Raw genomic sequence first — 24,769 nt, 5'->3', positions numbered from 1 at the left:
GGTTACAGCCGGGCAATATGCTCGGCTGTTGCCAGCACGCGACGCGCTTCATCCACGTGCATCACTTCAATCAGCTTGCCATCGAGTACGGCGACGGCGGCGCCAGCCTCTGCGGTTTCCTGCCACAGTTGCAGTAGCCGACGGGCGTGTTCTACCGCCGCCGGCGTTGGCCCGAACACGGCGTTGGCCGTGTCTATCTGGCCCGGGTGAATGAGGGTCTTGCCATCGAAGCCGAGTGCCCGCCCCTGCTCACACACCGCCTGTAGTCCAACGTCATTGCCGATATCCAGGTAGACACCGTCGAGTACCATCACGCCCGCCAGCCGCGCCGCCAACACGCAACGCTGCAGCGCATAGGACAAGCCGCGGCGTGCCTCGTCCGCTGGCAGACGCAGCTCCGCGCAAAGGTCGGTGGTACCCATCAGCAGGGCCGCCACGCGTTCGCACGCCGCAATCTGCTCCACGTTGGCAACACCCGCCGGCGTCTCGATCATCGCCCAGATCACCATGTCACTGCGCCCGCATTCGTCGAGCAAGCGGCGAACGCTCTCGATTTGTGCGGTGGATTCCACCTTGGGCAGGCAAACCGTGCCCAGTCCCGGCGCCGCCGCCAGCGCCTGCAGATCATCGCGGCCCCAGGGCGTTGACAGGTCATTGCAGCGCACCACCAACTGCCGGGCGCCGTAGCCGCCGGCCGCGAGTTGCGCAATCACCTGGGCACGCGCCGAGCTTTTGGCATCGGGTGCCACGGCGTCTTCGAGGTCAAATACAATGGCATCGGCGAGCAAACCGCGCGCCTTGTCCATAGCGCGCAAATTGGATGCGGGCATATACAGCGCCGAGCGTGGGGTCATTTTCATTCCTGTCGCTGCTCCTCTATGGGTGGGCGCACGGAGGCGCGCTTCAGGTAAGCGACAAGATCCGCACGCTGCTGGGGGTCGGGTATGCCGCGCGCCATCATCGTGGTGCCGGGGAACATGGCCAACGGATCCGCCAGCCAAAGGTAGAGCAACTGTGGCGTCCACACGAACTCGGCATTGCGGAAGGTTTCCGAATAGTAGTCGAAGCCGGGTTGCTTGCCGGCCACCTGGCCGAAAATACGGTACAGGCTGGGGCCGTTGTTATGGCCGACCTCCGGTTCGGGGTAATGGCAGGTGCGGCACTGGCCAAACACCAGTCGACCGCGCTCGGCGTCACCCTCCGGCATCGCCGCCGGCTCAGATGGCGCCTGCGCCTGCGCCATGAGCGTAGATAGTAGAAGCACGAGTAAAGCGGCGCACCTCATACGGTTACCTCACTGGCTGCCGCAATACCGGCGCGACGGCCGAAGAACGTGCAGTCACCCACCGACAGGCCACTGGCGATGTAGGGTGCCACCGGCAGGCCCGCCGTGGTGCGCCCGGCCGCGTACAAACCCGGTATGGGCCCACCGAAGCCACTGATCACACGCCCGTCGATATCCGTATGCAGGCCACCGAAGGTATGGGCGGTAAAGAAGGCGCGCTTGACCGACAGGTCCCAGGCCTTGAACGGTGGCTGGTCCAATGGGCGCAGATACTGCGCCTGTTTGTGGAACAGCGGATCCCGGCCGATATCGGCAAAGCGGTTATAGTAGGCCACGGTATGCTGCAAAGCCCCTTGGGGGAAGTCGGTGCGCGCCGCAAGATCGCCGATGGTGGGTGCTTCAGCGACCGGCAGGAAGTTATCCTGGGGGTAGTTGAAACTGCTGCTGGCGTCAGTGATGAGCCAGGCCCGCCCCTCCTGCTGGTAGGCGATAGCATCCCCCAACACGCCGTAGTAACTGTCCTCCGGGACAAAACGCTGTGCGTTGGCGTTGACCACAATACCCGCCAGCGTGGACTCCGGGGGGTAAATGGGCGTGATGGCAAATCCCTCGTGCATGTGCAGGGTTTCGCCACCCACGCCGGCGCCCATCACAATGCCCTGCCCCAGGTCCCCCGCATTGCCCCAGGGCGCCGAACAGTCGAACAGGGCGGGGGCGTGGCGCTGCACCATGTCACGATTGTGAATGAAGCCACCGCAGGCGAGCACCACGCCACGCAAAGCCCGAATATTGCGTGTTTCACCGCTCGCAACCACCTGCATGCCGGCCACGCGGCCGTCGGATTCCACAATCAGGCGCTGACCGGCGACGCCCGCACGCATGGTCACACCAGCCGCCACCGTCTGCGCCAGCAGCGCCTCCATCAGGGTGCGGCCACCGGTCATGCCCGGCGTGCCGGGCACGTGGCCGCGAGGCACCGGACGCGCATTCTCCCGCGCTGGCCAGGCCAGCTCGTTTCCGGAGTAGTACAACGACTCATCGCCCAGGGTGAGTTCCTTCACCGCAGTGAAGCGGTCGTTATAGGGCACTCCCATCGCGACCAGCCAATCGAAATGCGCCACGCTCTCTTCACAGTAAAGCTGTATCTTCGCCAGCTGGGGGTGGCGGCCGCTGTTGCCGGCGATAAAGCGGTACATCTCTTCCACGCTGTCCTCAAAGCCCGCTGCCTTCTGCAGGGCGGTGCCGCCACCGGCGTACACTACGCCCCCTGACATGGCCGAAGACCCGCCGAATTTCGGCAACGCTTCGATGAGGAGCACCCGCGCGCCCGTACGCCGTGCCTCAATGGCGGCACTACAGGCCGCCGAGCCGGAGCCCGCTACCAGTACATCCGTGGTCTCGTCCCAGCTGCCCGCCTCACGCGGGCTCAGCGCTGCAGCGGGCCCTGATGCCAGCAAGCCCGCCGAACCCGCAGCCAGGCCGGCAAGCAGTTCGCGGCGACGCCAGCGTGATGCACTCATTCAGCCACCTCGCGGATGTACTCCAGCTGGTTGTCTATCATGTAGGTGCGATGGCGCGGACCACTCACCGATTCCGACACGCTCTCGTATCCCGCATCGTCCTCGTACAGGAAGCACACACCGCCCTCCAACATGATCATGCGCGGTGCGTAGCGCCGTGGCCTGCGCTGACGCAGCGCGTGCTGCGCGGAAACACAGTCGGAGAAATCAGCCAGATCGACAAGGCTGACAAACGTGGGGGGCATCAGGCGAAACGGGCTGGTGGTATCCCGTATCTCTGCAAAAGCGTCTTCGGGACGCACCCAGCGGTGTGCGGAGATTTCGCCACCGTCCACCGTAATGTCCTGATCGGCGGGCAACACGGCAAGAAAGAACCAGGTGCTGTAGCGACGGCGGGCACCTTCAGGTGTGGTCCAGTGCGACAGGAAGTGCAGCTGCTCGGGTCGTATGCACACGCCCGCTTCCTCCTGCGTTTCCCGCATCGCCGCCGCCAGGGCGGCCTGGTCGTGGTCACCCGGCACCCGGTAGTCTTCCGGATCAATACGACCGCCAGGGAACACCCACTCCCCACCCATGTGCTTCAGAGCCACGTTGCGCTGCAGCAACAGCACCTCAAGTCCGGTTGGGCCGTCGCGCACAGGTACCACAGTCGCTGAGGGTACGATCGGCACCTCACCAGTCCCCATCTCCAACATGCTGCGACTCAAGGAAAGAAGCGGCTGATGGTGTCGATAACGCAGGCGGGACGATCACTGCCTTCCACCTCGATGGTCACTCTCACCACGACCTGCACACCGCCCTTCACCTCCTCCGCAGCAAGAATTTCACCGCACCCCCGCACCCGGCTGCCGACGGGTACCGGCGCCGGAAAGCGCACCTTGTCACAGCCGTAATTCACGCCCATGGATACCTTGTTCACTTGCAACAGCTGTGGCAGAAACAGGTTCGCCAGCGACAACGTAAGATAGCCGTGGGCGATGGTCTTGCCAAAAGGGCCCGTGGCCGCGCGCTCGGGATCGACGTGAATCCACTGGTGGTCACCGGTTGCCTCGGCAAACAGGTCAATACGCTGTTGTTCGATCTGTAGCCAATCGCTACAGCCCAGCGCTGTTCCTTCGGTGCCCAGCAAGGCGGCGGGATTTTCAAAAACTGTGGTCATGCGGCTGTTCCTGTGACAAAAACGTGTAGCGATGACTATAACACCCGCAGCGAGGGTCGACAGCGGCCGTGGTTTAACGTTTCCCACCACGCAGGAGCCACACACCCAGGGGCCAGCCCTCCTGCAGGGTCGGCGGTATTGCGGTATATTGAAGGCACTCACACACAGGAGGCCAGAACATGCTTGAGAATCTCGACCCGAACGAGCTGCTTCAGCTCTACGTTATCCCCTGGGGCACGCGCATCATTTTCGCCATCGCGATATTTTATGTCGGCCGTATCGTGGTGGCTGCCGTTTCGCGCTGGGTTGAAAAATTCATGGTTGCACGGCGCATGGATGAAGTGCTGGTCAAGTTTCTCACCGCCATCCTGCACTGGATTCTGTTGCTGTTCGTCATTATCGCGGCGCTCAGCAAGCTGGGCATTGATACCACATCGATGGTCGCTCTGCTCGGTGCGGCGGGCCTCGCCATCGGCCTTTCCCTGCAAGGGTCTCTCGCCAACCTGGCGGCCGGGGTGCTGCTGATCATCTTTCGTCCCTTCACCAAAGGAAATTTTGTAGAGGCGGGTGGTGCCATGGGCACGGTGGAGAACATCAGCATTTTCACCACCACGCTCACCACGCCGGACAACAAGGAAATTATCGTGCCCAACAGCGCAGTGCTGGGCAACAACATCACCAACTTCTCTGCACGCCCCACGCGCCGGGTCGATCTGGTGTTTGGCGTTTCCTACGGCGATGACCTGCGCAAGGCCAAGCAGTTGCTGGAAGACATCATTGCAGCGGACGAGCGTGTGCTGAGCGACCCGGCTCCCACTATCGTGGTCGGCGAACTGGCCGACTCCAGCGTGAACTTCCTGGTGCGCCCCTGGGTAAAGTCGGAGGACTACTGGGCAGTTCTCTGGGATACCACGGAAGCAGTAAAGCTGAAGTTCGACGACGCCGGTATCACCATCCCGTTCCCACAGATGGACGTACACACGCCGCAGCAAGATTAACGCAAGCGAGTGTATTAACAGTATTTCACAGCCTGCAGCGGTGCCTATGTGATATAAAGGCCGCTTCGTGTCCCCTCTGGTCTGCTCGCCTGTGGCGGGCAACCAGAGCATCAGAACGGTAAAACATGTGGCCACTGTGAAGCGTCAATTCGTTGTTGCCTGCGTGCTATTGCTGGCAGCCGCCCTCATCACCGCACTGCTATACACGATGCGGCCAGACACCGAAATCAGCGAGCCGGTTTACGTGCCCATTACCGTCGATGTGGTCGTGGCTGAAAAGGAAACCATCCGCATCCCCATGCAGGCGCAGGGTACTGTGTCTCCGCTGCAGCAAACCACCCTGCTGGCTGAAGTGCAGGGACGTATTGTGGCGGTGTCGGAGGCCTTCAACGTTGGCGGCTTCGTCAATCAGGGAGATGTGCTGCTGCGCATCGACCCGCGAGACTACCAGGCGCGTCTGGCGCGGGCCGAGGCGGCATTGCGTTCCGCGGAAAGCGAGCAGCTGCAGGAGCGTGGTCGCGCCGACGTAGCCAGGCGAGAATGGGAAAAACTGCCAGCGGGCAGCCAGCGCAGCGACGAGGCGCGTGATCTCTACCTGCGCAAGCCACAACTGGCCCAGGTTGAGGCGCAGCTGCTGGCGGCCCGCGCCGACCTGCAAACCGCACAGGATGATCTTGACAGAACCATCGTACGCGCCCCTTACAGGGCGCTGATCGGGGCCAAATACGCGGAGGTGGGGCAGTTTGTGACGCCTGGCACCCAACTCACAGAGGTATTTTCGGTAGCGCTCGCCGAAGTGCGCCTGCCTATTCCGCAAACACGCCTGCCCTATCTCGACTTGCCCGGTGTGGGCTCCGGCAAGGCCGGCGCTGCCATCGACCTGTACACCGACGTCAACGGCGATGTCACCCACTGGCCAGCCACGCTACACCGCAGCGAGGGTGTCTTCGACGAGCGCTCCAGGGTCCTGTACGTGGTGGCGCGTATTGAAGACCCCTACGGCCTGAGCAGCCCGGAGCCACAGCCCCTGCGTATCGGTACTTTCGTGACGGCGAATATTGCCGGCCGACCCATGCCCGGACTGGTTGCCCTGCCCCGCTATGTCATGCGCGCCGGCGACAACGTGGCCGTAGTGGACGACAATAACCTGGTGCGTAACCGTGTGGTGACCACCCTGAACACCGGCGGTGATTTCGTCTATGTGTCGGCCGGTCTGGAGGATGGCGACGAGGTGATACTCACCACACTGGACAGCGCGCTCACCGGTGCCGAAGTCAGTGTGGTCTCGCGCGTCAGCAGTCGCGAACTGCGCCAGCGCAACCAGGCCGATGGGCGCCAGGCCACCGCTGGCGATGTTGCCGCTGATGCCGCCACTGCAGTGGCCGGTGAGACACCCTCCGCATGAGCACCCATCGCCAAGGTGGCGTTATTGCCTGGTTTGCGCACAACCCCGTTGCCGCCAACCTGCTTATGGCCATCATTCTGGTGGTCGGCCTCGGCTCTGCCTTCAACATCCAGCGGTCAATCTTCCCCTCCTTCGACATTGAGCTGATCTTCATCAACATGTCCTATCCCGGCGCCTCGCCGGAGGAAGTCGAACAGGGCATTGTGTTGAAAATCGAGGAGGCCATCAACGATCTGGACGGCATCAAGCGGGTCGAGTCCGACGCACTGGATTCACACGCGCGGGTGATGGTGGAGCCCCAGGAAGGCATCGACATGAACGCCCTGCTGGGCGACATTAAAAACCGCATCGACGCCATTCAGCACTTTCCGGCCAACGCCGAAAAAGCCATCATCAGCCAGCCCGAACTGCAGTTCCCCGCGCTGCAGTTACAGCTTTCCGGTGAGCTGGATGAACGCAGCATGAAAACGCTGGCCGAGGACATTCGCCGCGACTTGCTGACGCTGCCGGAGGTATCTGCAGCGGAGGTGGTTGGCGCGCGCGACTACGAAGTCTCGATCGAAATCTCCGAGTCGCTGCTGCGTGAATACCACCTGACCCTGAGCGATGTAGCCGACGTGATTGCGCGTTCGTCGCTGGACCTGCCCGCCGGCTCCCTGCGCACGCGACAGGGCGATATCCTGCTGCGTACGCAAGGGCAGGCCTACGTGCAGCAGGATTTTGAATCCATTGTGCTGCGCAGCTTCGCGGACGGGACCCGGCTCTTGCTCGGCGATATTGCAACCGTGCGTGACGGCTTCGTCGAGGACAGCGGCTTTGCACGCTTCAACGGCCGCTACTCTCTTGGCATTCAGGTGTTTGCCATGGGCAAGCAGGACATCCTCGACACAGCGAAAGCGACACGCGCCTGGGTCGAGCAGAAGCAGGGGCAGCTGCCCGCGGCGGCCAGTCTGGACATCTGGTCGGATATCACCTTCTACCTGGAAGGCCGCCTGGGCATGATGCTGAAAAACCTGGCCATGGGCGCACTGCTGGTGTTCATCGTGCTGGCGCTGTTTCTGGAAATCAAACTCGCGTTCTGGGTCATGCTGGGTATTCCCGTCTGCTTCCTCGGCGCCATGGCACTGATCAACACACCGTATATTCATGCCAGTCTCAACATGATCAGCCTGTTCGGCTTCATACTGGTACTGGGCATTGTGGTGGATGATGCCATCATCATGGGCGAAAGTGCCTACACCGAACAGGAACGTCACGGACACAGTATCCAGAGTGTGGTCAACGGCGTGAACAAGGTTGCCGTACCCGCCACCTTCGGCGTACTCACCACCATCGTCGCGTTCGCGCCCACGCTGTTCATGGAGGGAGTGTTTGCCGCATTCCCCGAAGCCTGTGGCTGGGTGGTTATTCTCTGCCTGTTGTTCTCACTGGTGGAATCCAAGTGGATTCTGCCGGCCCACCTGGCGCACAGCACGCCCACCCGCAACCGCCTCCTGCTTGCGGTCGACCGGCGCCAACAGCAGGTCAATCACGGCCTCAAGCGCTTTGTCGAACACCGTTACAGCCCCCTGATGCAGCGCTGCATCCGCAACCGCTACGTTACCCTGGCCGCCTTCATGGCGCTGCTGGTGCTCTGCAGCGGGCTGGTCGCGGGCGGGATTGTGCGCACGGTCATTGCCCCGGATGTACCCGGCGAGTTCATTTCCGTCCAGCTGGAAATGACCGAGGGTAGCCCCGAGGAGCGCACACTGGCGACCATTGAGCATATCGTGGCAGCGCTCGACACAGTGGAAGCTGCACACCGCGAGGCAACGGGGGGCAATGAACACCTGGTCAATCATGTGTTCGCCTACGGCAGCGGCCGCACCACCGGCGGCGTGGACATCGAACTGACCAAGGAAGACCAGCGCAGCATTTCCACTCGCGAGGTGGAGCGGCGCTGGCGCGAGGCGGTGGGCGTGCTCCACGGCACCAAGGTACTGTCCATCAGCAGTGCCGATGGTCCGGGCTTCGGGCCCGCCATCGCCTTTGACCTCATGCACCGGGATTTCACCACATTGCGCGCGGCGGCGGCAGAGTTGGAAACGGCTATCCACCGCTACGACGGGGTGTATGACGTACGCAATGGCGCCAGCGATACGGCAGATGAGTTCCACATTGAACTGCTGCCCGAAGGCGAGGCCCTGGGGCTGTCGCGCTACGCCGTGGCGAACCAGGTGCGCAGTGCGTTCTACGGCGCCGAGGCCCAGCGTATGCAACGTGGCCTCGACGAAGTCAAGGTGATGGTGCGCTACCCGCGGGCCGACCGCGAAACCGTAGACACACTGCAGGGAATGTATATCCGCACACCGGATGGCCAGGCAATCCCCTTCCAGACCGTCGCCACAATGGAGGTCAAGCAGGGCCTGCGCAAGGTCACGCACATCAATTACCAGCGTGCCGCCGAGGTGACTGCTGAGGCCAACAAGGACCTGGTGGAGCCGGCGCGCATTGTCGCCGACCTCAAAAAGTCCGTATTGCCCACCCTGCTGCAGACGTACCCCGGACTCAGCTATGCCGTTGCCGGCATGGCTGACGAGGAAAGCAAGATGGTAAACAGCATGCTGATCGGCTTTGGTCTCGCCCTGTTTGGCATCTATGCCTTGCTGGCTATTCCCACGCGATCATACCTGCAGCCATTGATCATCATGGGGGTGATACCGTTTGGCGTGATCGGCGCGGTGGTCGGACACTGGCTCACGGGCTACCCCCTGAGCATGATGTCACTGATGGGCGTGATTGCCCTGAGCGGCGTGGTGGTGAATGACAGCCTGATTCTGGTCGACCACATCAACAATGCGATCAAGAGCGGCGTGGAACCTCTGCGCGCCGTGGTGGAGTCGGGCTCGCAGCGCTTCCGCGCCATTCTGCTCACCTCCCTGACCACGTTTTTCGGCCTCGCACCGATGCTGCTGGAGCGCAGTGCCCAGGCACAGGAAATCGTGCCGATGGCGGTGTCACTGGCCTTCGGCATCGTGTTTGCCACGGTGATTACGCTGTTGCTGGTCCCCGCGCTTTACATGATCCTGCTGGACTTGAAGCACTGGCGCAGGCCCGACACCGGAAACGACCCCCTGCCCGCGCAGTAAATCCGATCAGGGCGCCGCACAACCCAGGCAGCGCATGTACCGATGCGTGGGGTCATTGAGTTCAGTGAGTGTACGCGCCGCCGTTGCCACGGGCTGCAACAACTGCTGTAACCCCGTATCCATGAAGGGCAAACTGCCCGACATACCGACCCGAGAGGCGAGCTGTCGCAGCAGCATGTCGCGGGGTGACAGGGGTTGTTGCACGTACTCTACCGCGTGGTTGTTGCGGTCCAGGCCGCCGAGCTCCGCCGCTGCCGCGACCGCCTCGCGCAGTGAACCCAGTTCATCGATCAGGCCCAACGCCTGTGCATCAGGTGCACTCCACACCCGGCCACCGGCGGCAGCCTGTACGGCCTCCTCGGCCAAACCACGGCCAGTGGCCACGATGTCGAGGAACTCCCGGTAGGTGAAATTCACCCCCGTCGCCAGCGTTGCCGCCACCTGCGGGTCCAGTGGTCGATCCAGGCGCAGCGACCCCGCAAGCTCAGTAGTACCGACACCGTCGGTATTCACCCCCAGGCGATCCAGCAGACGCTCGAAGGTCGGAAAAGCGGCAAAGACACCGATGCTGCCGGTGATAGTGGTGGGCGTCGCCCAGATCTCATCCGCCTCCGCCGCAATATAGTAGCCCCCCGATGCCGCAATGGCGCCCATGGAGATCACCACCGGCATGCCGGCTTCGCGAATGCGCCCAATGGCCTGCCGGATACGCTCGGCCGCCAGCACGCTGCCGCCGCCGGTATTCACCCGGATCACCAGGGCCTTCACCCCCGGCTGTTCGGCAGTCTGGCGCAGCAAGCGCGCCAGGGAGTCGCCACCGATGGTGCCAGGGGGCTGCTCACCGGTCATGATATTGCCCTCGGCAGTCACCACGGCTACGCGGTCTTCCATCATGGGCGTCAGCCCCATGGGGCGCTTGCTATTAATATAGGCTTCGAAAAATACGGCCTCGTAAAAGCCTTCTTCATTCGCCGCACCCACCTGCTCCACCAGGTAATCGTTGGCGTCTGGCCGCGACAGCAAGGTGTCAACCAGGCCCTGCTCCTGGGCCACACGTGCCGCATCACCGCCGGCCGCCGCCATACGCTCGGCGTAGCGGTTGATGTAACGGTCAATACTCCCAGCCGGGAGGTTGCGCCGGGACTCCACTACGCCGATATATTCCCCCCACAGGTCCTGCAACCAGGCCGACGTGATGACTTTCTCCGCCGGTGACATGTCGTCGCGCAGAAAGGGCTCGGCCATCGACTTGTGCTCGCCGGCATGAAACACATGCATGGAGACCAGGGCTTTATCCAGTGCCTCACGGAAGTGATTGCGGTAGCTGGCGAACCCCTCCAGCGGCACCGCGCCCATGGGGTGGAGAATCACCTCATCTGCCTGGCTGGCCAGCAGATACTGGTCTTGCGTGAAATAATCGCCGAGGGCGATCACCGGCTTGCCGCTGGCCTTGAACGCGTCAATCGCTGCCGCAATCTCCATACTCTTGCTGATACCTGCCGAAACCAGAAAGTCGAGCTCCATGACGAGCGCAGTGATGGCTGGGTCCTGTGCCGCCTCGTGTACCGCATCCAGCACATCGCGCAGCGCGATCTCGCGATCCGCCGGGGAAGGCTCGCCAGCAAGTGCCTGCAGCGGATTCACCTCGGATTTCTCTTCCACCAGCGTGCCGCTCAGGTTCAGCAGCAGAGCGGCTTTTTCCGGCTGGGGCGGTGGCCCGCCGCTGAAATACAGCACGTAAATGAGCACAAGAAAAGCGAGAAACAGCAGGTTGGAGAGGGCCAGACGAAACCAGGTCAACCCACGCCAGAGGGCGGAGAAAAACCGGCGTATTGGCGAAGGGCGGCTCATGGCGATGACTCCGAAGCAGGTGCAGGGGTGGCAGCGTGCCATTCACGGGCACGCGCACGCACGTAAAACATGGCGCTGCAGAAAAGTGCCACAACCGCCACCATACCTATCCAGGGCAACGGCGCCCAGGGTGTTGCAAACAGGCGCTCCACCAGCGCGATGAAGTAGAGCAGGGAGACAAAGCACAACCAGATAAAGCTGCGCAGGCGATCGCGCAGCATGCCGTGGACAAACAGCGTCAAGGGCAACAGGCTGCCCAACCAGATAATCCACGGGGGCTGGGTCAGGGCAAGAGACCCGGTTGTCTGGCAGATGAGTACCCCCCAGCTCAACCAAGTGAGGCGCCACAGCCACAGGCTGGCACCTCGACGTTGCGTGCTGCTGTTCATGACGCGTCTCCCGAGGACTGGCCCAATGACAGAGCGAGGCGACCGACGCGGGCGCCCAGGGCACGACAGAGCGCCGCTTCCTGCGGGTCCAGTCGCTTCTGATTATCGGGGCCGGCCCAGTGGGAGGCCCCGTAGGGTGTGCCGCCCGCAGAGGCCGTCATCAGACCCGGCTCGCTGTAAGGCAGCCCGGCGGCCACCATCCCGTGGTGCAACAAGGGTAACAACATACTGAGCAGGGTGGACTCCTGGCCGCCGTGCAGGCTTGAGGTCGAGGTGAATACGGCAGCGGGTTTGTCGATAAGTGCACCGCTCAACCAGAGGCCGGAGCTCTGATCGAGGAAATACTTGAGCGGTGCCGCCATATTGCCGAAGCGTGTGGGACTGCCCAACACCAGGCCGGCGCAAGCCGCCAGTTCATCGAGCTCACAATACAGGGGCCCATCGGCCGGGATCGCATCCTCAACCGCCTCGCAGGTCGCCGAAATTGCCGGCACCGTGCGCAGGCGCGCGCTCATCCCGGCTACCGTTTCCACGCCGCGCGCGACCTGCGATGCCATCGCTGCGGTAGCACCGTGGCGACTGTAGTACAGCACCAGAATATAGGGCTCCGCCATCAGTCGAGCAGCGCCAGCACATTCTCCGGTGGCCGGCCAATCACGGCCTGCTCACCGCGCACCACTACCGGCCGCTCCATCAGCTTGGGATGAGCCGCCATGGCAGCGAGCAGTTCTGCCTCGCTACTGGCAGCGTGCAATCCCGCTGTCTTGAACTCAGGTTCCCCGCGCCGGATCAACCCGCTCGCGGGCACGGCGAGCGTTTTCAGCAACCGCTTGAGCGCCGCTGCCGACAGCGGCTGCTCCAGGTAGGGAATCACCTCGGGCTCGACGCCGTGTGCGTGCAGCAGGGCCAGCGTTGCACGCGACTTGGAGCAGCGCGGATTATGGTAAATCTGGAACTCGCTCACGGAAAACTCCCCAGAGAAAAACGGCGTACATTATAGCAAAAGGAATGGGCGCGGCGCCGCCATCCAATCATGGCATACTGCGTCCGCCGGTATGAACCCGCGCCATCAACGACGAGAGGAGTGCAACACCCGTGAGAACCGCCTGCCTGACCCTGCTACTGCTGACGCTGGCGGCGTGCCAGCCATCCGCACCCCAGAGCAATGCCGACCTCCTGCGCGACCTGCACGGCCAGTGGGTTGTGATCAACTACTGGGCCGAGTGGTGCAAACCCTGCATCAAGGAGATACCGGAACTGAACGCGCTGGACAGTGACTACGATGCAATCACCGTGCTGGGCGTAAATTATGATGGCGCCACCGGCGAAGACCTGCAAACACAACTGGACACACTGCAGGTCGGTTTCAGAACACTGGCAGAGGACCCGGCGGCACTGCTCGGCCTGAATCGGCCCTCAGTACTGCCCACCACGCTGATCATCAATCCCGAGGGGGAACTGCTGGATACCCTGATCGGGCCACAAACGCTGGAGTCCCTGCTTGCGGCGACGGTGCATGCAGACGGAGCAGACTGAGCGACTCCAGCGGGAAGGCGGGTCGGCACTGCGGCGCGCCGACCCGGCAAGGCTTACAGGCTCTGGTAGTAGTCCATAAGGATTTTCGCCACTTCCGGACGTGAGAACTCGGGCGGTGGCGCAATGCCGTTACCGAGCATTTCACGTACCTTGGTGCCTGACAGCAGCACGAAGTCCTCCGGACTGTGGTCGGGCGCATCACGCATCATCACCACCCGGTCCAGCTTCTTGCTGTAGGCCGTGTGATCCGCGTTGTAGATCTCCAGCTGCAGCGCGCCGGCAGGCACCTCTTCATCAAAAATGGTCTGCGCGTCAAAACCACCGTAATAGTCACCCACCCCGGCGTGGTCACGGCCGACGATCAGGTGCGTGCAGCCGCAGTTCTGGCGGAAGACTGCATGCAAAACTGCCTCGCGTGGCCCCGCGTAGAGCATGTCAAAGCCGTAGCCTGTCACCATCACCGTATTGGGGGGGAAATACACATCGACCATTTTGCGAATGGAGGCGTCGCGAACATCCGCAGGAATATCGCCCGGCTTCAGCTTGCCCAACAGCATGTGAATGAGGATGCCGTCCGCGTCCAGGTCTTCCATGGCCATGCGACAAAGCTCTTCGTGAGCACGGTGCATGGGATTGCGGGTCTGGAAGGCCACCACCTTGTTCCAACCGCGCGAGGCAATTTCCGCACGAATCTCGACGGCGGTGCGGAACGTGTCAGGAAACTCGCCGGGGAAGTAGGAGAAGTTGAGCACCTCAATCGGCCCAGAAAGCAGCGTGCGCCCCAGGGACTTGAAGGTGGCGACGCCCGGGTGTGAGGGATCCAGCGTGCGGAACACCTTCTCGGCGATAAAATCGATCTGCTCATCGGCGACATGCTCAGCCGCCTCCACCTGCATCACCGCCAGCACCGGGTGGCCATCCACGTTGGGGTCGCGCAGGGCGATGCGGCTGCCGGGCTGAATATCGGTAGCCTCTGTCAGGTTGACGATCGGTACAGGCCAGAACAGACCCTCAGACGTCTGTAGCTTCTCCGCTACGCTCAGGCTATCGGTCAGGTTCATGTATCCCTTCAACGGGTTGAAATAGCCGGCGCCGAGCATGACCGCGTTAGCGGCGGCGGCGGAGTTCAGCAGCAACGACGGCAGTTGCTCGGCCTCCTTGAGCAGCGCCTCGCGACGGGCGTCATCGGCAACGTATAAGGCATGCAGCTCGTCTGAGCCGTGTGGCTTGATCATGATTGTCTCCGTTCGGGGTAAGGGTCAGGACTTGATGATGCCGCGCTCGCGCAGCAGGGCAATGATGGCATCCACCTCTTCAGCCAGCGTCTGCTGGTCCGAGTGCAGGTGCACCTCTGGCTTGAACGGGGCCTCGTAGGGGTCATCAATGCCTGTGAAGTTCTTGATTTCACCGGCGCGCGCTTTCTTGTACAGGCCCTTGGGATCGCGGGCTTCAGCCGCTTCCAGGGAACAGTCAACGTGGATTTCAATGAAATCCATGCCCGCCGCCTCGTGCAGTTCACGCACCTGATTGCGATCGCTGGCATAGGGGCTGATAAAGCTGCTCAGTGTGACGATACCGCAGTCCACAAACAGCTTGGAAATTTCCCCGATGCGACGGATGTTTTCCGTGCGGTCGTCAGCGCTGAACCCGAGATTGCGGTTGATACCCAGGCGCACGTTATCACCGTCCAGACGATAGGCGAGTACGCCCATCTCGTTCAGGCGCCCTTCCAGCTCGACCGCCACCGTGCTTTTGCCACTGCCGGACAGGCCGGTAAACCAGAGGGTCGCCCCCTTGTGGCCCAACAGCTTTTCCCGGTGCTCACGGGTGATGTCACCCTCGTGCCAGTGAACGTTTGTCGCTTTTTGCTCTGCCATGTGTTCTCTCTCGTGCAGTGATGCGTGTTGTTCGCCGCTCGCCCGGCGAAAGTGGTATTACTTCAGGATAAAGGCTTCGCGATAGCCCTTGAATTGTTCCTTGAGCCCTTCCTCGGTGAGGCCGAACTGGTCCAGGGTATAGGCGTGGGCCGGGCGCAATTCACGTCGATTGGAATCCTGCCAGCGCGCCATTTCCACACTCGCCTGGGGCGTCAGGTCCATACCGAGAAAATCATACACGCGACCAATCTCCACCAGCGGCTGGCTTACCGTGTCCTTGAACCAGAGGTCGAGGAAGCGTTCGGGGCCCAGCTCGCGGCGCACGTCGATCGTATGCTGCATGCCCTTGGCAAACTTGCGCGCCCACTGCCGACCCACTTCCACCGGGTCCGCGGAGTCGGAATAGACCTTCCACACGTTGGCGATCATGCTGGCCAGCGAGGGAATTGTCTCGACCGGATCGCGGTGCGATTGTACCACGCGGGCGTCCGGGAAAATGCGAAACACCAGGTCCATGTAATGCAGGTGATGCGGTGCTTTCAGCGCCCAGCGCTCGCCACTTTGACCACTGCGTTTCTTCTGCCACTGCAGGAACTGCAGCAGGAGCTTCAGGTATTCATAGCCGATGGTGTGGTCCTGAGCTTCTATCCAGGCGTCGAAACTCGGCACATGTGCCAGCGCCTGAATATTGAAACTGTAGAAGGACTGCTCCAGCAACATGATGTCTTCGTCCGGCTCCATCGCATCCAGCGGGTGCACGGCGAGCAGGTCCGGGTTGCTGTCGACCATCATTTTTACTTCGGCCTTGGCATCGCGTATGCGGCGATCGCCGGCGGCGGTGAAGTCCCAGTCGAGGTCCGGACAGGGAAAGCGTGTTTCGTACCACAGGGGGGCATACATACGATTATCCGCCGCAATCGTGCGGTGCAGCATGGTCGTGCCAGTACGCGGCAAGCCGACAATCACCAGGGGCGCAACGATCTCTTCATCGAGGATTTCCGGGTGTCGCCGCAGCCATTCCTGTACCCGCAGCCGGGTAGACAGAATATCGAGCATCCGTTGTGCCATTGCCGGGCGCCCGATCGGATTCAGGTCCGCCTCGTGCACCAGCGACCACAACAGCCTTTCCAGCGGTTCGCGATAACTGTCGTCCCCGAAATCCTCGAGCCCGTCTACCGCTTTCGCGGCGGCGACCAGTGCATCGGCATCCAGCGCCAGCTCAGGTGTGGTCATTGAATTCTCCTGCCTTGAGTGTATCCAGCGTAACCAGGCGTGTGCGCACCGGGGGATGATCGGAAGCTTCCACATAGCGCAGCAGCATGCTGCCGCAACGGTGGCCAGCCGTACTCAGCCAGTTGGGGAAGGCGCTGCCGGGGTTTTCTGCCGCCACCACGATGCGCACACTGCCATCCGCCTCGTAGCGCGCCCCGCTGCGGTTGATGTGGATGCGCTGGAAGCGGTAATCCAGCGACTCCATCCAGAAATTGGATAACTGAAAGTTCCACGTGCGACAGTCACTGGGTGGCATGAACTCGATCACCAAGGCCTCGTCCGGTGCCAGCTGCCAGTAACTGTTGTGATAGAAAATTGCAGGGTCGCCCCCGGCACGCAGGCACATCTGCTGGTCGTTGGGCGGCAGTGCGTTGATGTGCTCGGCGAAGCCCAGCATCCAGTTGCGGAACAGCCCGGCCGTGCCGTTGACGAAGGGCACCACACGCTGCAGCTGGCTGACGAACTCTACGGGGTCAAGTACCGGCGCATCCTGCTGATCCAGGCATTCAATACGCAACTCGAGCTTCGGCTCCCGCGCGCGGTCGCGAAAGGTCTGACGCACCAGGATATTGTCTGAGGCCTCGGTCATGGGCAACCAGTTTCCCGCTTGCGGCGTGGCGCTGACCAGCAGCTCGAACTCGCCGTTGGGGCCCAGTTCCAGATCATCCAGAGTGACATGCCCGGTGGGCGCCATATCACCCTGACCGGCGAAGGAGCCGGCCTTGGTTTCCATGCTCAGGTATTCCACCTGGCCCGCGTTACCGGTAATACGATAGCTGCGCTGCCCATCCACCGCACAGTTCTGGTAGAAGTTGTCGGGATTGTCATTGCCGATCTTGGCGGTTTCGTGGGACAGGGAATAGAACTGGGGGCAGGCTGGATCGTTGAACTCCAGATGTTTCTCCAGGCTCAGGCGCAGCAGGCGCGTGAGATAGCGGTAACCCTCCGCCCGACTGAGGTCATCCTCGGGTACACCGGCGGCGAGAATCTCCTTGCCGGCACTTTTCAGCCCTTCGCAGAATTCTTCCCACAACTGGCCACTGCGCAATGCTTCGAGTTCGGACGTCGACATAATCAGCCTCCCCGGGGGCAACCATCAGACTTATTATCGGAACGCGGCAGTGTGCAGTTTTTTACGCCCGCGCGCATCACCCTGAAGGGTGACCCGTCTACCAGTACTGGCTGGCGAGAGACAGCAGTAACATCAACCCCACCAACGGCAAGAGCCAGCGCTGCAGGCGCCGCACCCGCTCCGCCGGCATGGGCCGGGCAAAACGTTCACCCAGCACCACCATAAGGGCGACGGCGCTGAACACCAGCACCAACAGCAGCAACAATTGCGTCACCCGCCGCCCCCTGCCCCGCCAGCCTTCAGGCGCCGGACTTGAGTAAGTGTGGCGAGAGTGTTGCGACCATGTTGCGCACCCCTTCGCGCCAGTCCACGCGGGTCGGACCGATCAAGTCATGCATACGGCTGGTGTCGATCGCCAGGCTGCCGAAGGCGGTGGGGCTGTCGCGAAACTCGGGCTCCAGCCCGGTCAGCTCGGTCAGCCAGGCACACCAGTCCTCGATGCTGACGGCCTGCGAGCCACCAAAGTTCACGGTGGTCACCTCGTTGCTCGCAGCACCGAGCAGTAGCGGCAGTTTTTCGATGTAATCATCCGTATGCAGGAGGTTGTACAGATTTGGGCGCTCGGGATGCACGTCAATGGGAACGCCCTGCTCCATCATCAGCAGGTGGTACCAGGGCCAGCCGCCATTGTTGCCGTAGGGCACGCTGAGCCGGGCGATCGTTGCCGGAATGCCGAACTGGTGCGCCACGAAACGGCACACGGTTTCCGCAGCGATCTTGCTGATGCTGTAAGTCGGGAACATGGAGCGGTGGTTGTCACCCAGCGGCGCGTCCTCGGCCCGCGGTGCATGGCCGGCGTACTCGTACACGGCAGTTGACGACAGGTGCAGGAAGGCCTTGACGCTGCGGCAGTGCAGCATCAACCGCCCCAAGCCCTCCGCATTCGCGGCCAGGTCGTAATCAAAGCTGTCGGTTTTCACCACGGCAAAGTTCAAAACGTAATCGAAGTCGTCGGCCAGGCCCTTCAGCGCCGTGGGGTCTGCGAGGTCGGCCGCCACGCAGCGAACCCCCTTTTCCTCCAACGCGCTGCGTTGCGCGGGATCACTGAAGCGTGCCAGCGCGGTCAGTTCCGCTTGCCCGGCCCAGGCGTCAATGACCGGTGCCGCCACCTGCCCGGTAGGGCCCGTGATAAGGATTTTACTGCCGGCAATATTTACTGGCTGGGCTGTCATGGCTTACCTCCTGTGGATGCTCAGGGGGCAGTCTAGCCTGCCGGAGCCCCCCTACGGCTCACCCGTTCGGGGGATCAAAAGTCCTCGCGATCCGGCAGTACACGGTACACTTCGGATATCTGTTCAGGGCCGGTCACCGTACATTGTAGATCCTGGATGAGACCGTCCTTGAGGCTGTACACCCAACCGTGCACCGACAGCGCCTGATTGCGCGCCCAGGCATTCTGCACAATGGTGGTATGGCACACATTCGAAACCTGGCTGATGACGTTGAGCTCGCAGAGAAGGTTCACCCGCTCTTCGTCGCTCTCGAGTGCCGCAATACGTCGACGGTGGCGTTGCTGAACGTCCTTGATGTTGCGCAGCCAGTTGTCGATAAGCCCGTTGTCGCGATTCTCGAACGCGGCGCGCACGCCGCCGCAATTGTAGTGCCCCACCACCAGAACGTGTTTTACCCGCAACACATCCACGGCGTACTGCAACACGGTGAGGCAATTGAAGTCAGTATGCACCACCATGTTGGCGACGTTACGATGAACAAACACCTCGCCCGGCAGGAGGCCGACAATCTGGTTGGCCGGAACGCGGCTGTCCGAGCAGCCAATCCACAGATACTCCGGGCTTTGCTGGTTCGCCAGTTTCTCGAAAAAATCGGGATCAGAGGTTTTTACGGACTGCGCCCAGGCACGGTTGTTGTCAAAAAGGTCGTCGATACTCCTCAAGGGCACAGCCGGTCTCCAAGATCAAATCATCAGGGTGGAGAGACGGCCGAGTTTGAGTTGATTACCATTACCCGCGACCGCGCTCTGCACAGCTTTCGAGCTGGCACTCTGCATTTGCCGCGCCAGCTGCGCCATGTCAACCGCGGGGTACTGCTCTGGCTCCCACGTGACAAGACCGAGGCTAAGCGTAACCTGAAGCACCGCGCCACGGCCATCATCTATCAGGAAATTTTCGATGTCCCGGCGAATACGTTCTGCCACATCGATGGAGGATGACTCACTGGTACCGGGCAGAAGCACCGCCAGGCGAGAGTCCGACAGGCGGGCGAGGTAGTCGGTGGCGCGCAGGCCTGATGAGACGCGCTCGGTGACCTTTTTCAACACGAAACGGCCCGTGATCTCACCGTAGTGCCGATACAGCTCTTCAAACTCATCGACCTCCAGCATCAGTACGGACAAGGCCTCGTTGCCGCGTCTGGCGCGGGCGATCTCGCGTGCAATATCTTTCTCGAAGCCGCGCAGGTTGCTGATCTGGGTGAGCGGGTCCAGCATGGTCAGGCGGGAAATCTGCTGCCGACTCACTGCATTCTTGAAGCTCTGGGATACCACCGAGGCCAGATGGGTTACCACCTCGCCATCCGCCGGCGTAGTTTCCATGGGGTGATCGACAAAACCGCAGTGATAACTTCCCAGAAGTCGGCCCGAATCCATCAGCGGCACCAGCAGCGCATGCTGAATACCCTGATCCGTTTTCAACACCTCAAACATGCGGGAATCGGTGGCGTCCAGCAGCATCACCTCGGGCTCCATGTCGTAGAGCTCCTGCATTTCAAACACATCGTGATGCAGCTGCAAGTAATGACCGTAGCGATGACCCGATACCATAAGGCCCGCCAGCACACTCTCGGGGTCATAGAGCCAGAGCTCCGCAATACGGAACCCGAAATGCCGGGGCATGCTGACCAGCAGCACTTCAAGCAGTGCGCCGAGATCAGGCGCGTCGAGCATCATGCGTTGCATCTGCCTCGCCTGGTCGACCAGCCAGCGGTTCAGCTGGATGGTTTCGGAGCGGCGCTGTTCGCGCACTTCCGCAGGGCTGGCAGGTGCTGGTGCCGCTTCAATTTCTTCGCCAGGGAACACATCGTACACAGAGTCATCCGACATTCGGGATCCCGCCGTTAGCAGGGCAAAATACGCCTGCAATGGACACAGTTATTGGCTTATCAGTGTAAGCGGCCTATACTCGCGTTGCAAACACAGCCCGCCTTGCAATGTAACAATCTGTTACCAATATTCGGCGGGCATGCTTGCAAACCTGGGGGTGGCTTCGGCCTGAGATACCGCTTGCGGTAAACCCTTTGAACCTGACCCGGTTAGGACCGGCGTAGGGATAGGTGCACGTCTCCTGTTCATTCCGCATATCCAACCGGTTCTCTTGCTGTTCTTAATGGAGAACCCGATGAAGACATCCTACACATTTGGCACCACGCTCCTCACTACCCTGCTCGCCGCTACCACGGCCACGTCGCAAGAACTGAGCGAGGTTTTGGTCACGGCTGAGTGGCGCGACACACCGCTTTTGAGCCAGTCCACGTCGACCAGCGTGCTCACCAGCGACGGCTTGCGCGAGCGCGCTGCACAGCATCTCGAGGAGGTGCTCAATGTCATTCCGAACCTCAACTATGCGAGCGGCGCCGCGCGCGCACGCTACTTCCAGATCCGCGGCATTGGTGAGCGCAGTCAGTTTCAGGAACCCCTAAACCCCTCTGTGGGATTGCTGATCGACGGCATTGATGTCAGTGGGCTAGGTGGCATCGGCACTTTGTTCGATATCGCCCAGGTCGAGGTATTGCGCGGCCCCCAGGGCACGTTGCATGGCGCCAACGCCCTCGCCGGCCTGGTGAATATTCGCAGCGCAGCGCCCGAGGCCACCCCGGGGTTGCGCCTGGAAGCCACCGTCGCCGACTACAATACCCAGGCACTGGGTGTTGTCGGCACCGGCCCGCTGGCGGGTGAACAGCTGCTGTACCGCGTGGCTGTGCAGCAATACCGCAGCGACGGCTACTACAGCAATGATTTCCTGCAACGCGACGACACCAATGAGCGCGACGAGACGACCGTGCGTGCGCGCCTGCGCTGGCTGGCCTCGGATTCGGACACACTCGACCTGAGCCTTGTGCTGGCCGACATCGACAACGGCTACGATGCGTTCTCGCTGGATAACACGCGTCGCACGCTGTCCGATGAGCCCGGTCGCGACCGGCAGGAGACCAGCGCTGGCAGCCTCAACTGGAAAGCCGCGCGCTCGTCGCTGGATATCGAGGCGCAGCTGACAGTCGCCACAACCGACACCGAGTACAGCTTCGACGAGGACTGGAGTTTTGTGGGCATCGCGCCGGAACTGGAGTACAGCTCTTTTGACCGCTATCTGCGCGAGCGCGACAGCGTCAGCGGCCAACTGAGGTTACTGTCCAACGACCAGTCACGCCTGTTTAACGGCCGTTCGGACTGGGTCGCCGGCCTCTATTACCTGGGCGATCGCGAGGACCTGGATCGCCAGTACACCTACCTCGACGCGCCGTTCAACAGCCGTTACGACACCGACACAGCGGCCGTGTTCGGGCAGCTGGATACCCGACTCAGCGACAGCCTGACACTGTCCAGCGGCCTGCGCCTGGAGCAGCGCCGCACGGACTACATCGATAGCAATGGCGTTGACGAACAGGTTGAAAAGAACCTGTGGGGCGCGCGTCTGGCCCTCGAATACCAGCCCGCTGACGGCGCGCTGTGGTATGCCAGCATTTCGCGCGGTTACCGCGGCAACGGCGTAAATGCCGTCGTTCTCGCCAGCGCAGGCACAACAGCCAGCCCCGAACAGGAGGCCCTGCTGGCCGGCCTCGGCCGTTTTGACGAAGAGACACTGCTCAACTACGAACTCGGGTATAAGGCCGAGGTACTCGACGGCAACTTGCGGAGTCGATTGGCCCTGTTCTACATGGACCGCAACGACCAGCAGGTAAAAGGCTCCGTGCCTTTGCCGCGAGAGGACGGCAGCACCGCGTTTCTCGACTACACCAACAACGCCGCCCGGGGGCACAACTATGGGCTGGAGCTCGAACTCGACTGGTTGGTAAACGCGTCGCTGGAGCTCTACGCCAACCTCGGTCTCCTGGACGCCAGCTTCGATCGCTATATCAACGCCGACGGCACCAACCTGGCGGGTCGCGAGCAGGCCCATGCGCCGAGCTATCAGGCGGCGCTGGGAGGCCGCCTCGCGCTGACGGAACACACTTATGCGCGCATCGATGTGGAGGCTCGCGACAGTTTCTACTTCTCTGACCGTCACGACGTGCGCTCAGCGGCCTACGAGCTGGTGCACCTGCGCCTGGGCTGGGCCGCCGGCAACTGGGACGTAGCGCTGTGGGCCCGCAACCTCGCCGACCGGGACTACGCCACGCGAGGCTTCGGCGCCTTCGGCAACGACCCCCGCAATGGCTATGCGGTTGAACCCTACTACCAGTTCGGTGAACCACGTCGCGTTGGTGTGAGCGCGAGCTACCAGTTCTGATAACAGAGAGGATTCCCACCATGGACGTTACCGCAGAACTCAGCCTCTACCCGCTGCAGGAGGACTACATTCCCGTCATCCAGCGCTTTATTCAGCAACTGGCCGCGGCGGGCAATACCGCCGTCGTGACCAACACGATGAGTACGCAAATCAGCGGCGATGCCAGTGACGTTTTCGGTATTGTGCAGGCGGCGCTGGAGACGAGTTATCGCGACTTCGGCAAGCAGGTCCTGGTCTGCAAGTTCATCCCCGGATTGCTACCCATTCAGTCGCCATGACAACCGACGCCTGGCTCGCACAGCTGACCGCCGCTGCCGCCAACCTTTCGGGGTGGGAGCTAGCCGCTGTGGCGCTGGGCATTGCCTACCTGCTGCTGGCCGTCCGCGAGAGCCTGTGGTGCTGGTATGCAGCCTTCGCCAGCACAGCCATTTTCCTGTGGCTGTTCTGGCAGGTCGGGCTGCTGATGGAGTCCGCGTTGCAGGTGTACTATCTGGCGATGGCACTCTACGGCTGGTATCAGTGGCGTGGCGGCGCCAGCGCACCAGCGGCGGCGTCCCTGCAGCCACTGCCCATCGGCACATGGCCCCTGCGCCATCACCTGCTGGCTGTTGCCGCAATCCTGGTTGCCAGCGCGACCAGCGGCTTTCTTCTGGAACGCCACACGGATGCGATGTTGCCCTATGTGGATTCATTTACCACCTGGGGCAGCATTCTCACCACGTGGATGGTGGCGAGAAAACTGCTGGAGAACTGGCTGTACTGGCTGGTGATAGACAGCGTTTCCATTTACCTCTATCTCGAGCGCGGGCTGTTTCTCACCGCCGCACTGTTCGCTGTGTATCTGGTTATCGTCGTTTTCGGCTACCGACAGTGGCGCAAGCAATACCTACTGCAATGTACGAGCGGCTGAACCGGGCTCTGCAGACCTGGCGTGAATGGCGGGTCGAGGATCTGCACACCGCGCCACGCCCGCTGCGACAACTGGGTTGTGGCCTGAACAATCACAGCTATCTCATAGCCAGCGATAGCCGGCGGTTTGCGTTGCGGCTCGCGGGCAAAAAACTGGCCGCAAACCCCGCATGGCAGCGCACCGAATGGCAGGCGCTGGCCCTGGCCCACAGTGCCGGTCTCGCGCCCGCACCGCGCCATCTCGACACCAAAGCCGGCGTGCTCGTGTGCGACTACCTGTGCCCTGATACGAACGTTGCGGAGAACCTGACGACAGTGGGCGCCCTGCTGCGTCGCATCCACGCATTGCCGCAACTCGCACCAGGGCCGACACTGGCCGCGCGCTGCGAGGCTGCTGCCAGCGCCGTGCGCTCTGTACAGCCCGGCACCTGGCAGCAGCTGCAAGCACTGGCGGCACGCGTAGGACCGCTGCTCAACCGGCTCGAAAACACGGGCCCGCAAGGGCTTTGTCACAACGACCTGTTACGCGCCAACCGCGTTATCAGTGGCGGTGAGCTGTGGGCAATCGACTGGGAATATGCCGCCACCGGCCCCGTATGGTTCGACCTCGCCGCGGTGTGCGCGGGCGATGAGCTCGACGGTCCGGCACGCCACGCGCTGCTGACAGGCTACCTGCACACCGCGCCTGCGGCGCCGGACTGGCAACGCCTGAATCTGTTTGAGTGCGGCTACCGCTATCTGGAATTACTCTGGCACATCGAAACTGCGACCGACCCTGCTGCCGCGTCACTGGTGGAAAAACAGTCTCGTCTTGCGCAGTGCATCGACGCTACCGAGGCCCACTGA

General features: G+C 62.0%; 25 protein-coding genes and 1 riboswitch. Of the genes, 8 read left to right on the top strand and 17 right to left on the bottom strand.

Annotated features, from left to right (window positions below):
- Positions 1–2: 2 nt before the first annotated feature.
- The 5 genes from EGJ68_RS07115 to EGJ68_RS07095 are packed head-to-tail and all read right to left on the bottom strand — an operon-like array spanning position 3 to position 3,964.
- The gene (locus EGJ68_RS07115; protein WP_233248703.1) at positions 3–854 is read right to left on the bottom strand and encodes an HpcH/HpaI aldolase/citrate lyase family protein; all 852 of its coding nucleotides are present in this window, start codon (positions 852–854) and stop codon (positions 3–5) included.
- Between the two features lie 2 nt (positions 855–856).
- A complete protein-coding gene (locus EGJ68_RS07110; RefSeq protein WP_233248702.1) occupies positions 857–1,264 on the bottom strand; it encodes a c-type cytochrome in 408 nt (135 codons plus the stop codon).
- 17 nt (positions 1,265–1,281) lie between these two features.
- Complete coding sequence (locus tag EGJ68_RS07105; RefSeq protein WP_123033749.1) at positions 1,282–2,805, bottom strand: FAD-dependent oxidoreductase; 1,524 nt, start codon at positions 2,803–2,805, stop codon at positions 1,282–1,284.
- Positions 2,802–3,500, bottom strand: a complete 699-nt coding sequence (locus EGJ68_RS07100; RefSeq protein WP_123033748.1) for an NUDIX hydrolase — start codon at positions 3,498–3,500, stop codon at positions 2,802–2,804. The genes EGJ68_RS07105 and EGJ68_RS07100 overlap by 4 nt, the downstream gene beginning before the upstream one ends.
- A gap of 8 nt (positions 3,501–3,508) precedes the next feature.
- Positions 3,509–3,964, bottom strand: a complete 456-nt coding sequence (locus EGJ68_RS07095; RefSeq protein WP_123033747.1) for a MaoC family dehydratase — start codon at positions 3,962–3,964, stop codon at positions 3,509–3,511.
- 179 nt (positions 3,965–4,143) lie between these two features.
- Between EGJ68_RS07095 and EGJ68_RS07090 the strand changes: the two genes are divergently transcribed.
- The 3 genes from EGJ68_RS07090 (at position 4,144) to EGJ68_RS07080 (ending at position 9,495) form a co-directional block, all read left to right on the top strand.
- Positions 4,144–4,962, top strand: coding sequence for a mechanosensitive ion channel family protein (locus tag EGJ68_RS07090; RefSeq protein ID WP_123033746.1), 819 nt, complete (start codon positions 4,144–4,146; stop codon positions 4,960–4,962).
- Positions 4,963–5,098: 136 nt separating this feature from the next.
- On the top strand, positions 5,099–6,367 hold the full coding sequence (locus tag EGJ68_RS07085; protein ID WP_158283553.1) for an efflux RND transporter periplasmic adaptor subunit: 1,269 nt from the start codon (positions 5,099–5,101) through the stop codon (positions 6,365–6,367).
- Positions 6,364–9,495 (top strand): efflux RND transporter permease subunit, encoded by a 3,132-nt coding sequence (locus EGJ68_RS07080; protein ID WP_123033744.1) that lies wholly within the window; start codon positions 6,364–6,366, stop codon positions 9,493–9,495. The genes EGJ68_RS07085 and EGJ68_RS07080 overlap by 4 nt, the downstream gene beginning before the upstream one ends.
- 6 nt (positions 9,496–9,501) lie before the next feature.
- On the opposite strand, the gene sppA is transcribed toward EGJ68_RS07080, so the two are convergent.
- Genes sppA through arsC form a run of 4 tightly spaced genes read right to left on the bottom strand, consistent with a single transcriptional unit; the run spans position 9,502 to position 12,699 of the window.
- Positions 9,502–11,346, bottom strand: coding sequence for a signal peptide peptidase SppA (gene sppA, locus EGJ68_RS07075; RefSeq protein WP_123033743.1), 1,845 nt, complete (start codon positions 11,344–11,346; stop codon positions 9,502–9,504).
- Entirely contained in the window at positions 11,343–11,735 is a 393-nt protein-coding gene (locus EGJ68_RS07070; RefSeq protein ID WP_123033742.1) for a DUF2069 domain-containing protein, read from the bottom strand. Before EGJ68_RS07070 ends, sppA begins: the two co-directional genes overlap by 4 nt.
- The gene (wrbA, locus tag EGJ68_RS07065) at positions 11,732–12,349 is read right to left on the bottom strand and encodes an NAD(P)H:quinone oxidoreductase (RefSeq protein WP_123033741.1); all 618 of its coding nucleotides are present in this window, start codon (positions 12,347–12,349) and stop codon (positions 11,732–11,734) included. Before wrbA ends, EGJ68_RS07070 begins: the two co-directional genes overlap by 4 nt.
- On the bottom strand, positions 12,349–12,699 hold the full coding sequence (gene arsC, locus EGJ68_RS07060; RefSeq protein ID WP_123033740.1) for an arsenate reductase (glutaredoxin): 351 nt from the start codon (positions 12,697–12,699) through the stop codon (positions 12,349–12,351). Before arsC ends, wrbA begins: the two co-directional genes overlap by 1 nt.
- 131 nt (positions 12,700–12,830) lie before the next feature.
- Here arsC and EGJ68_RS07055 point away from each other — a divergent pair, with 131 nt between their 5' ends.
- A complete protein-coding gene (locus EGJ68_RS07055) occupies positions 12,831–13,271 on the top strand; it encodes a TlpA family protein disulfide reductase (protein WP_233248701.1) in 441 nt (146 codons plus the stop codon).
- Between the two features lie 53 nt (positions 13,272–13,324).
- Here the strand turns inward: EGJ68_RS07055 and sat are convergent, their stop codons facing one another.
- From sat to EGJ68_RS07020, 8 genes are all read right to left on the bottom strand, one after another.
- On the bottom strand, positions 13,325–14,506 hold the full coding sequence (sat, locus tag EGJ68_RS07050) for a sulfate adenylyltransferase (protein WP_123033739.1): 1,182 nt from the start codon (positions 14,504–14,506) through the stop codon (positions 13,325–13,327).
- A 24-nt stretch (positions 14,507–14,530) separates the two neighbouring features.
- Positions 14,531–15,148, bottom strand: coding sequence for an adenylyl-sulfate kinase (cysC, locus tag EGJ68_RS07045; RefSeq protein WP_123033738.1), 618 nt, complete (start codon positions 15,146–15,148; stop codon positions 14,531–14,533).
- A 57-nt stretch (positions 15,149–15,205) separates the two neighbouring features.
- Positions 15,206–16,381 (bottom strand): sulfotransferase family protein, encoded by a 1,176-nt coding sequence (locus EGJ68_RS07040; protein WP_158283552.1) that lies wholly within the window; start codon positions 16,379–16,381, stop codon positions 15,206–15,208.
- On the bottom strand, positions 16,368–17,492 hold the full coding sequence (locus EGJ68_RS07035; RefSeq protein ID WP_123033737.1) for a DUF1214 domain-containing protein: 1,125 nt from the start codon (positions 17,490–17,492) through the stop codon (positions 16,368–16,370). Before EGJ68_RS07035 ends, EGJ68_RS07040 begins: the two co-directional genes overlap by 14 nt.
- Before the next feature lie 97 nt (positions 17,493–17,589).
- Positions 17,590–17,766: a hypothetical protein gene (locus EGJ68_RS18095; protein WP_158283551.1), complete on the bottom strand. Its 177-nt coding sequence runs from the start codon at positions 17,764–17,766 to the stop codon at positions 17,590–17,592.
- A gap of 25 nt (positions 17,767–17,791) precedes the next feature.
- A complete protein-coding gene (locus EGJ68_RS07030) occupies positions 17,792–18,724 on the bottom strand; it encodes an NAD-dependent epimerase/dehydratase family protein (protein WP_199227945.1) in 933 nt (310 codons plus the stop codon).
- Positions 18,725–18,798: 74 nt separating this feature from the next.
- The gene (gene can, locus EGJ68_RS07025; RefSeq protein WP_027950752.1) at positions 18,799–19,446 is read right to left on the bottom strand and encodes a carbonate dehydratase; all 648 of its coding nucleotides are present in this window, start codon (positions 19,444–19,446) and stop codon (positions 18,799–18,801) included.
- Between the two features lie 21 nt (positions 19,447–19,467).
- The gene (locus EGJ68_RS07020; RefSeq protein WP_123033736.1) at positions 19,468–20,610 is read right to left on the bottom strand and encodes a GGDEF domain-containing protein; all 1,143 of its coding nucleotides are present in this window, start codon (positions 20,608–20,610) and stop codon (positions 19,468–19,470) included.
- 143 nt (positions 20,611–20,753) lie between these two features.
- A riboswitch (TPP riboswitch) is annotated at positions 20,754–20,855 on the top strand.
- 50 nt (positions 20,856–20,905) lie between these two features.
- On the opposite strand from EGJ68_RS07020, the gene EGJ68_RS07015 reads away from it, so the two are divergent.
- Genes EGJ68_RS07015 through EGJ68_RS07000 form a run of 4 tightly spaced genes read left to right on the top strand, consistent with a single transcriptional unit; the run spans position 20,906 to position 24,769 of the window.
- Complete coding sequence (locus EGJ68_RS07015; protein WP_123033735.1) at positions 20,906–23,014, top strand: TonB-dependent receptor; 2,109 nt, start codon at positions 20,906–20,908, stop codon at positions 23,012–23,014.
- Between the two features lie 20 nt (positions 23,015–23,034).
- On the top strand, positions 23,035–23,292 hold the full coding sequence (locus tag EGJ68_RS07010) for a YkoF family thiamine/hydroxymethylpyrimidine-binding protein (RefSeq protein ID WP_123033734.1): 258 nt from the start codon (positions 23,035–23,037) through the stop codon (positions 23,290–23,292).
- Positions 23,289–23,924 carry a nicotinamide riboside transporter PnuC gene (pnuC, locus tag EGJ68_RS07005; RefSeq protein WP_123033733.1) on the top strand — a complete coding sequence of 212 codons (636 nt, stop codon included), beginning with the start codon at positions 23,289–23,291 and terminating at the stop codon, positions 23,922–23,924. The genes EGJ68_RS07010 and pnuC overlap by 4 nt, the downstream gene beginning before the upstream one ends.
- Positions 23,909–24,769 (top strand): choline/ethanolamine kinase family protein, encoded by an 861-nt coding sequence (locus tag EGJ68_RS07000; RefSeq protein ID WP_123033732.1) that lies wholly within the window; start codon positions 23,909–23,911, stop codon positions 24,767–24,769. Before pnuC ends, EGJ68_RS07000 begins: the two co-directional genes overlap by 16 nt.

Source organism: Haliea alexandrii (assembly GCF_003719295.1).
Lineage (GTDB): Bacteria > Pseudomonadota > Gammaproteobacteria > Pseudomonadales > Halieaceae > Haliea > Haliea alexandrii.
The sequence above is the reverse complement of the archived record's forward strand: the minus strand, read 5'-3'. Positions and strand labels throughout refer to the sequence as shown.

Coding starts and splice junctions, on each gene's coding strand:
- EGJ68_RS07040 (WP_158283552.1), bottom strand. CDS start 16,381: ATGACCACACCTGAGCTGGCGCTGGATGCCGATGCACTGGTCGCCGCC.
- EGJ68_RS07070 (WP_123033742.1), bottom strand. CDS start 11,735: ATGAACAGCAGCACGCAACGTCGAGGTGCCAGCCTGTGGCTGTGGCGC.
- EGJ68_RS07095 (WP_123033747.1), bottom strand. CDS start 3,964: ATGACCACAGTTTTTGAAAATCCCGCCGCCTTGCTGGGCACCGAAGGA.
- cysC (WP_123033738.1), bottom strand. CDS start 15,148: ATGGCAGAGCAAAAAGCGACAAACGTTCACTGGCACGAGGGTGACATC.
- wrbA (WP_123033741.1), bottom strand. CDS start 12,349: ATGGCGGAGCCCTATATTCTGGTGCTGTACTACAGTCGCCACGGTGCT.
- EGJ68_RS07080 (WP_123033744.1), top strand. CDS start 6,364: ATGAGCACCCATCGCCAAGGTGGCGTTATTGCCTGGTTTGCGCACAAC.
- EGJ68_RS07090 (WP_123033746.1), top strand. CDS start 4,144: ATGCTTGAGAATCTCGACCCGAACGAGCTGCTTCAGCTCTACGTTATC.
- EGJ68_RS07105 (WP_123033749.1), bottom strand. CDS start 2,805: ATGAGTGCATCACGCTGGCGTCGCCGCGAACTGCTTGCCGGCCTGGCT.
- sppA (WP_123033743.1), bottom strand. CDS start 11,346: ATGAGCCGCCCTTCGCCAATACGCCGGTTTTTCTCCGCCCTCTGGCGT.
- EGJ68_RS07000 (WP_123033732.1), top strand. CDS start 23,909: ATGTACGAGCGGCTGAACCGGGCTCTGCAGACCTGGCGTGAATGGCGG.
- pnuC (WP_123033733.1), top strand. CDS start 23,289: ATGACAACCGACGCCTGGCTCGCACAGCTGACCGCCGCTGCCGCCAAC.
- EGJ68_RS07015 (WP_123033735.1), top strand. CDS start 20,906: ATGAAGACATCCTACACATTTGGCACCACGCTCCTCACTACCCTGCTC.
- EGJ68_RS07030 (WP_199227945.1), bottom strand. CDS start 18,724: ATGACAGCCCAGCCAGTAAATATTGCCGGCAGTAAAATCCTTATCACG.
- sat (WP_123033739.1), bottom strand. CDS start 14,506: ATGATCAAGCCACACGGCTCAGACGAGCTGCATGCCTTATACGTTGCC.
- EGJ68_RS07035 (WP_123033737.1), bottom strand. CDS start 17,492: ATGTCGACGTCCGAACTCGAAGCATTGCGCAGTGGCCAGTTGTGGGAA.
- EGJ68_RS07115 (WP_233248703.1), bottom strand. CDS start 854: ATGACCCCACGCTCGGCGCTGTATATGCCCGCATCCAATTTGCGCGCT.
- EGJ68_RS07100 (WP_123033748.1), bottom strand. CDS start 3,500: ATGTTGGAGATGGGGACTGGTGAGGTGCCGATCGTACCCTCAGCGACT.
- EGJ68_RS07020 (WP_123033736.1), bottom strand. CDS start 20,610: ATGTCGGATGACTCTGTGTACGATGTGTTCCCTGGCGAAGAAATTGAA.
- EGJ68_RS07010 (WP_123033734.1), top strand. CDS start 23,035: ATGGACGTTACCGCAGAACTCAGCCTCTACCCGCTGCAGGAGGACTAC.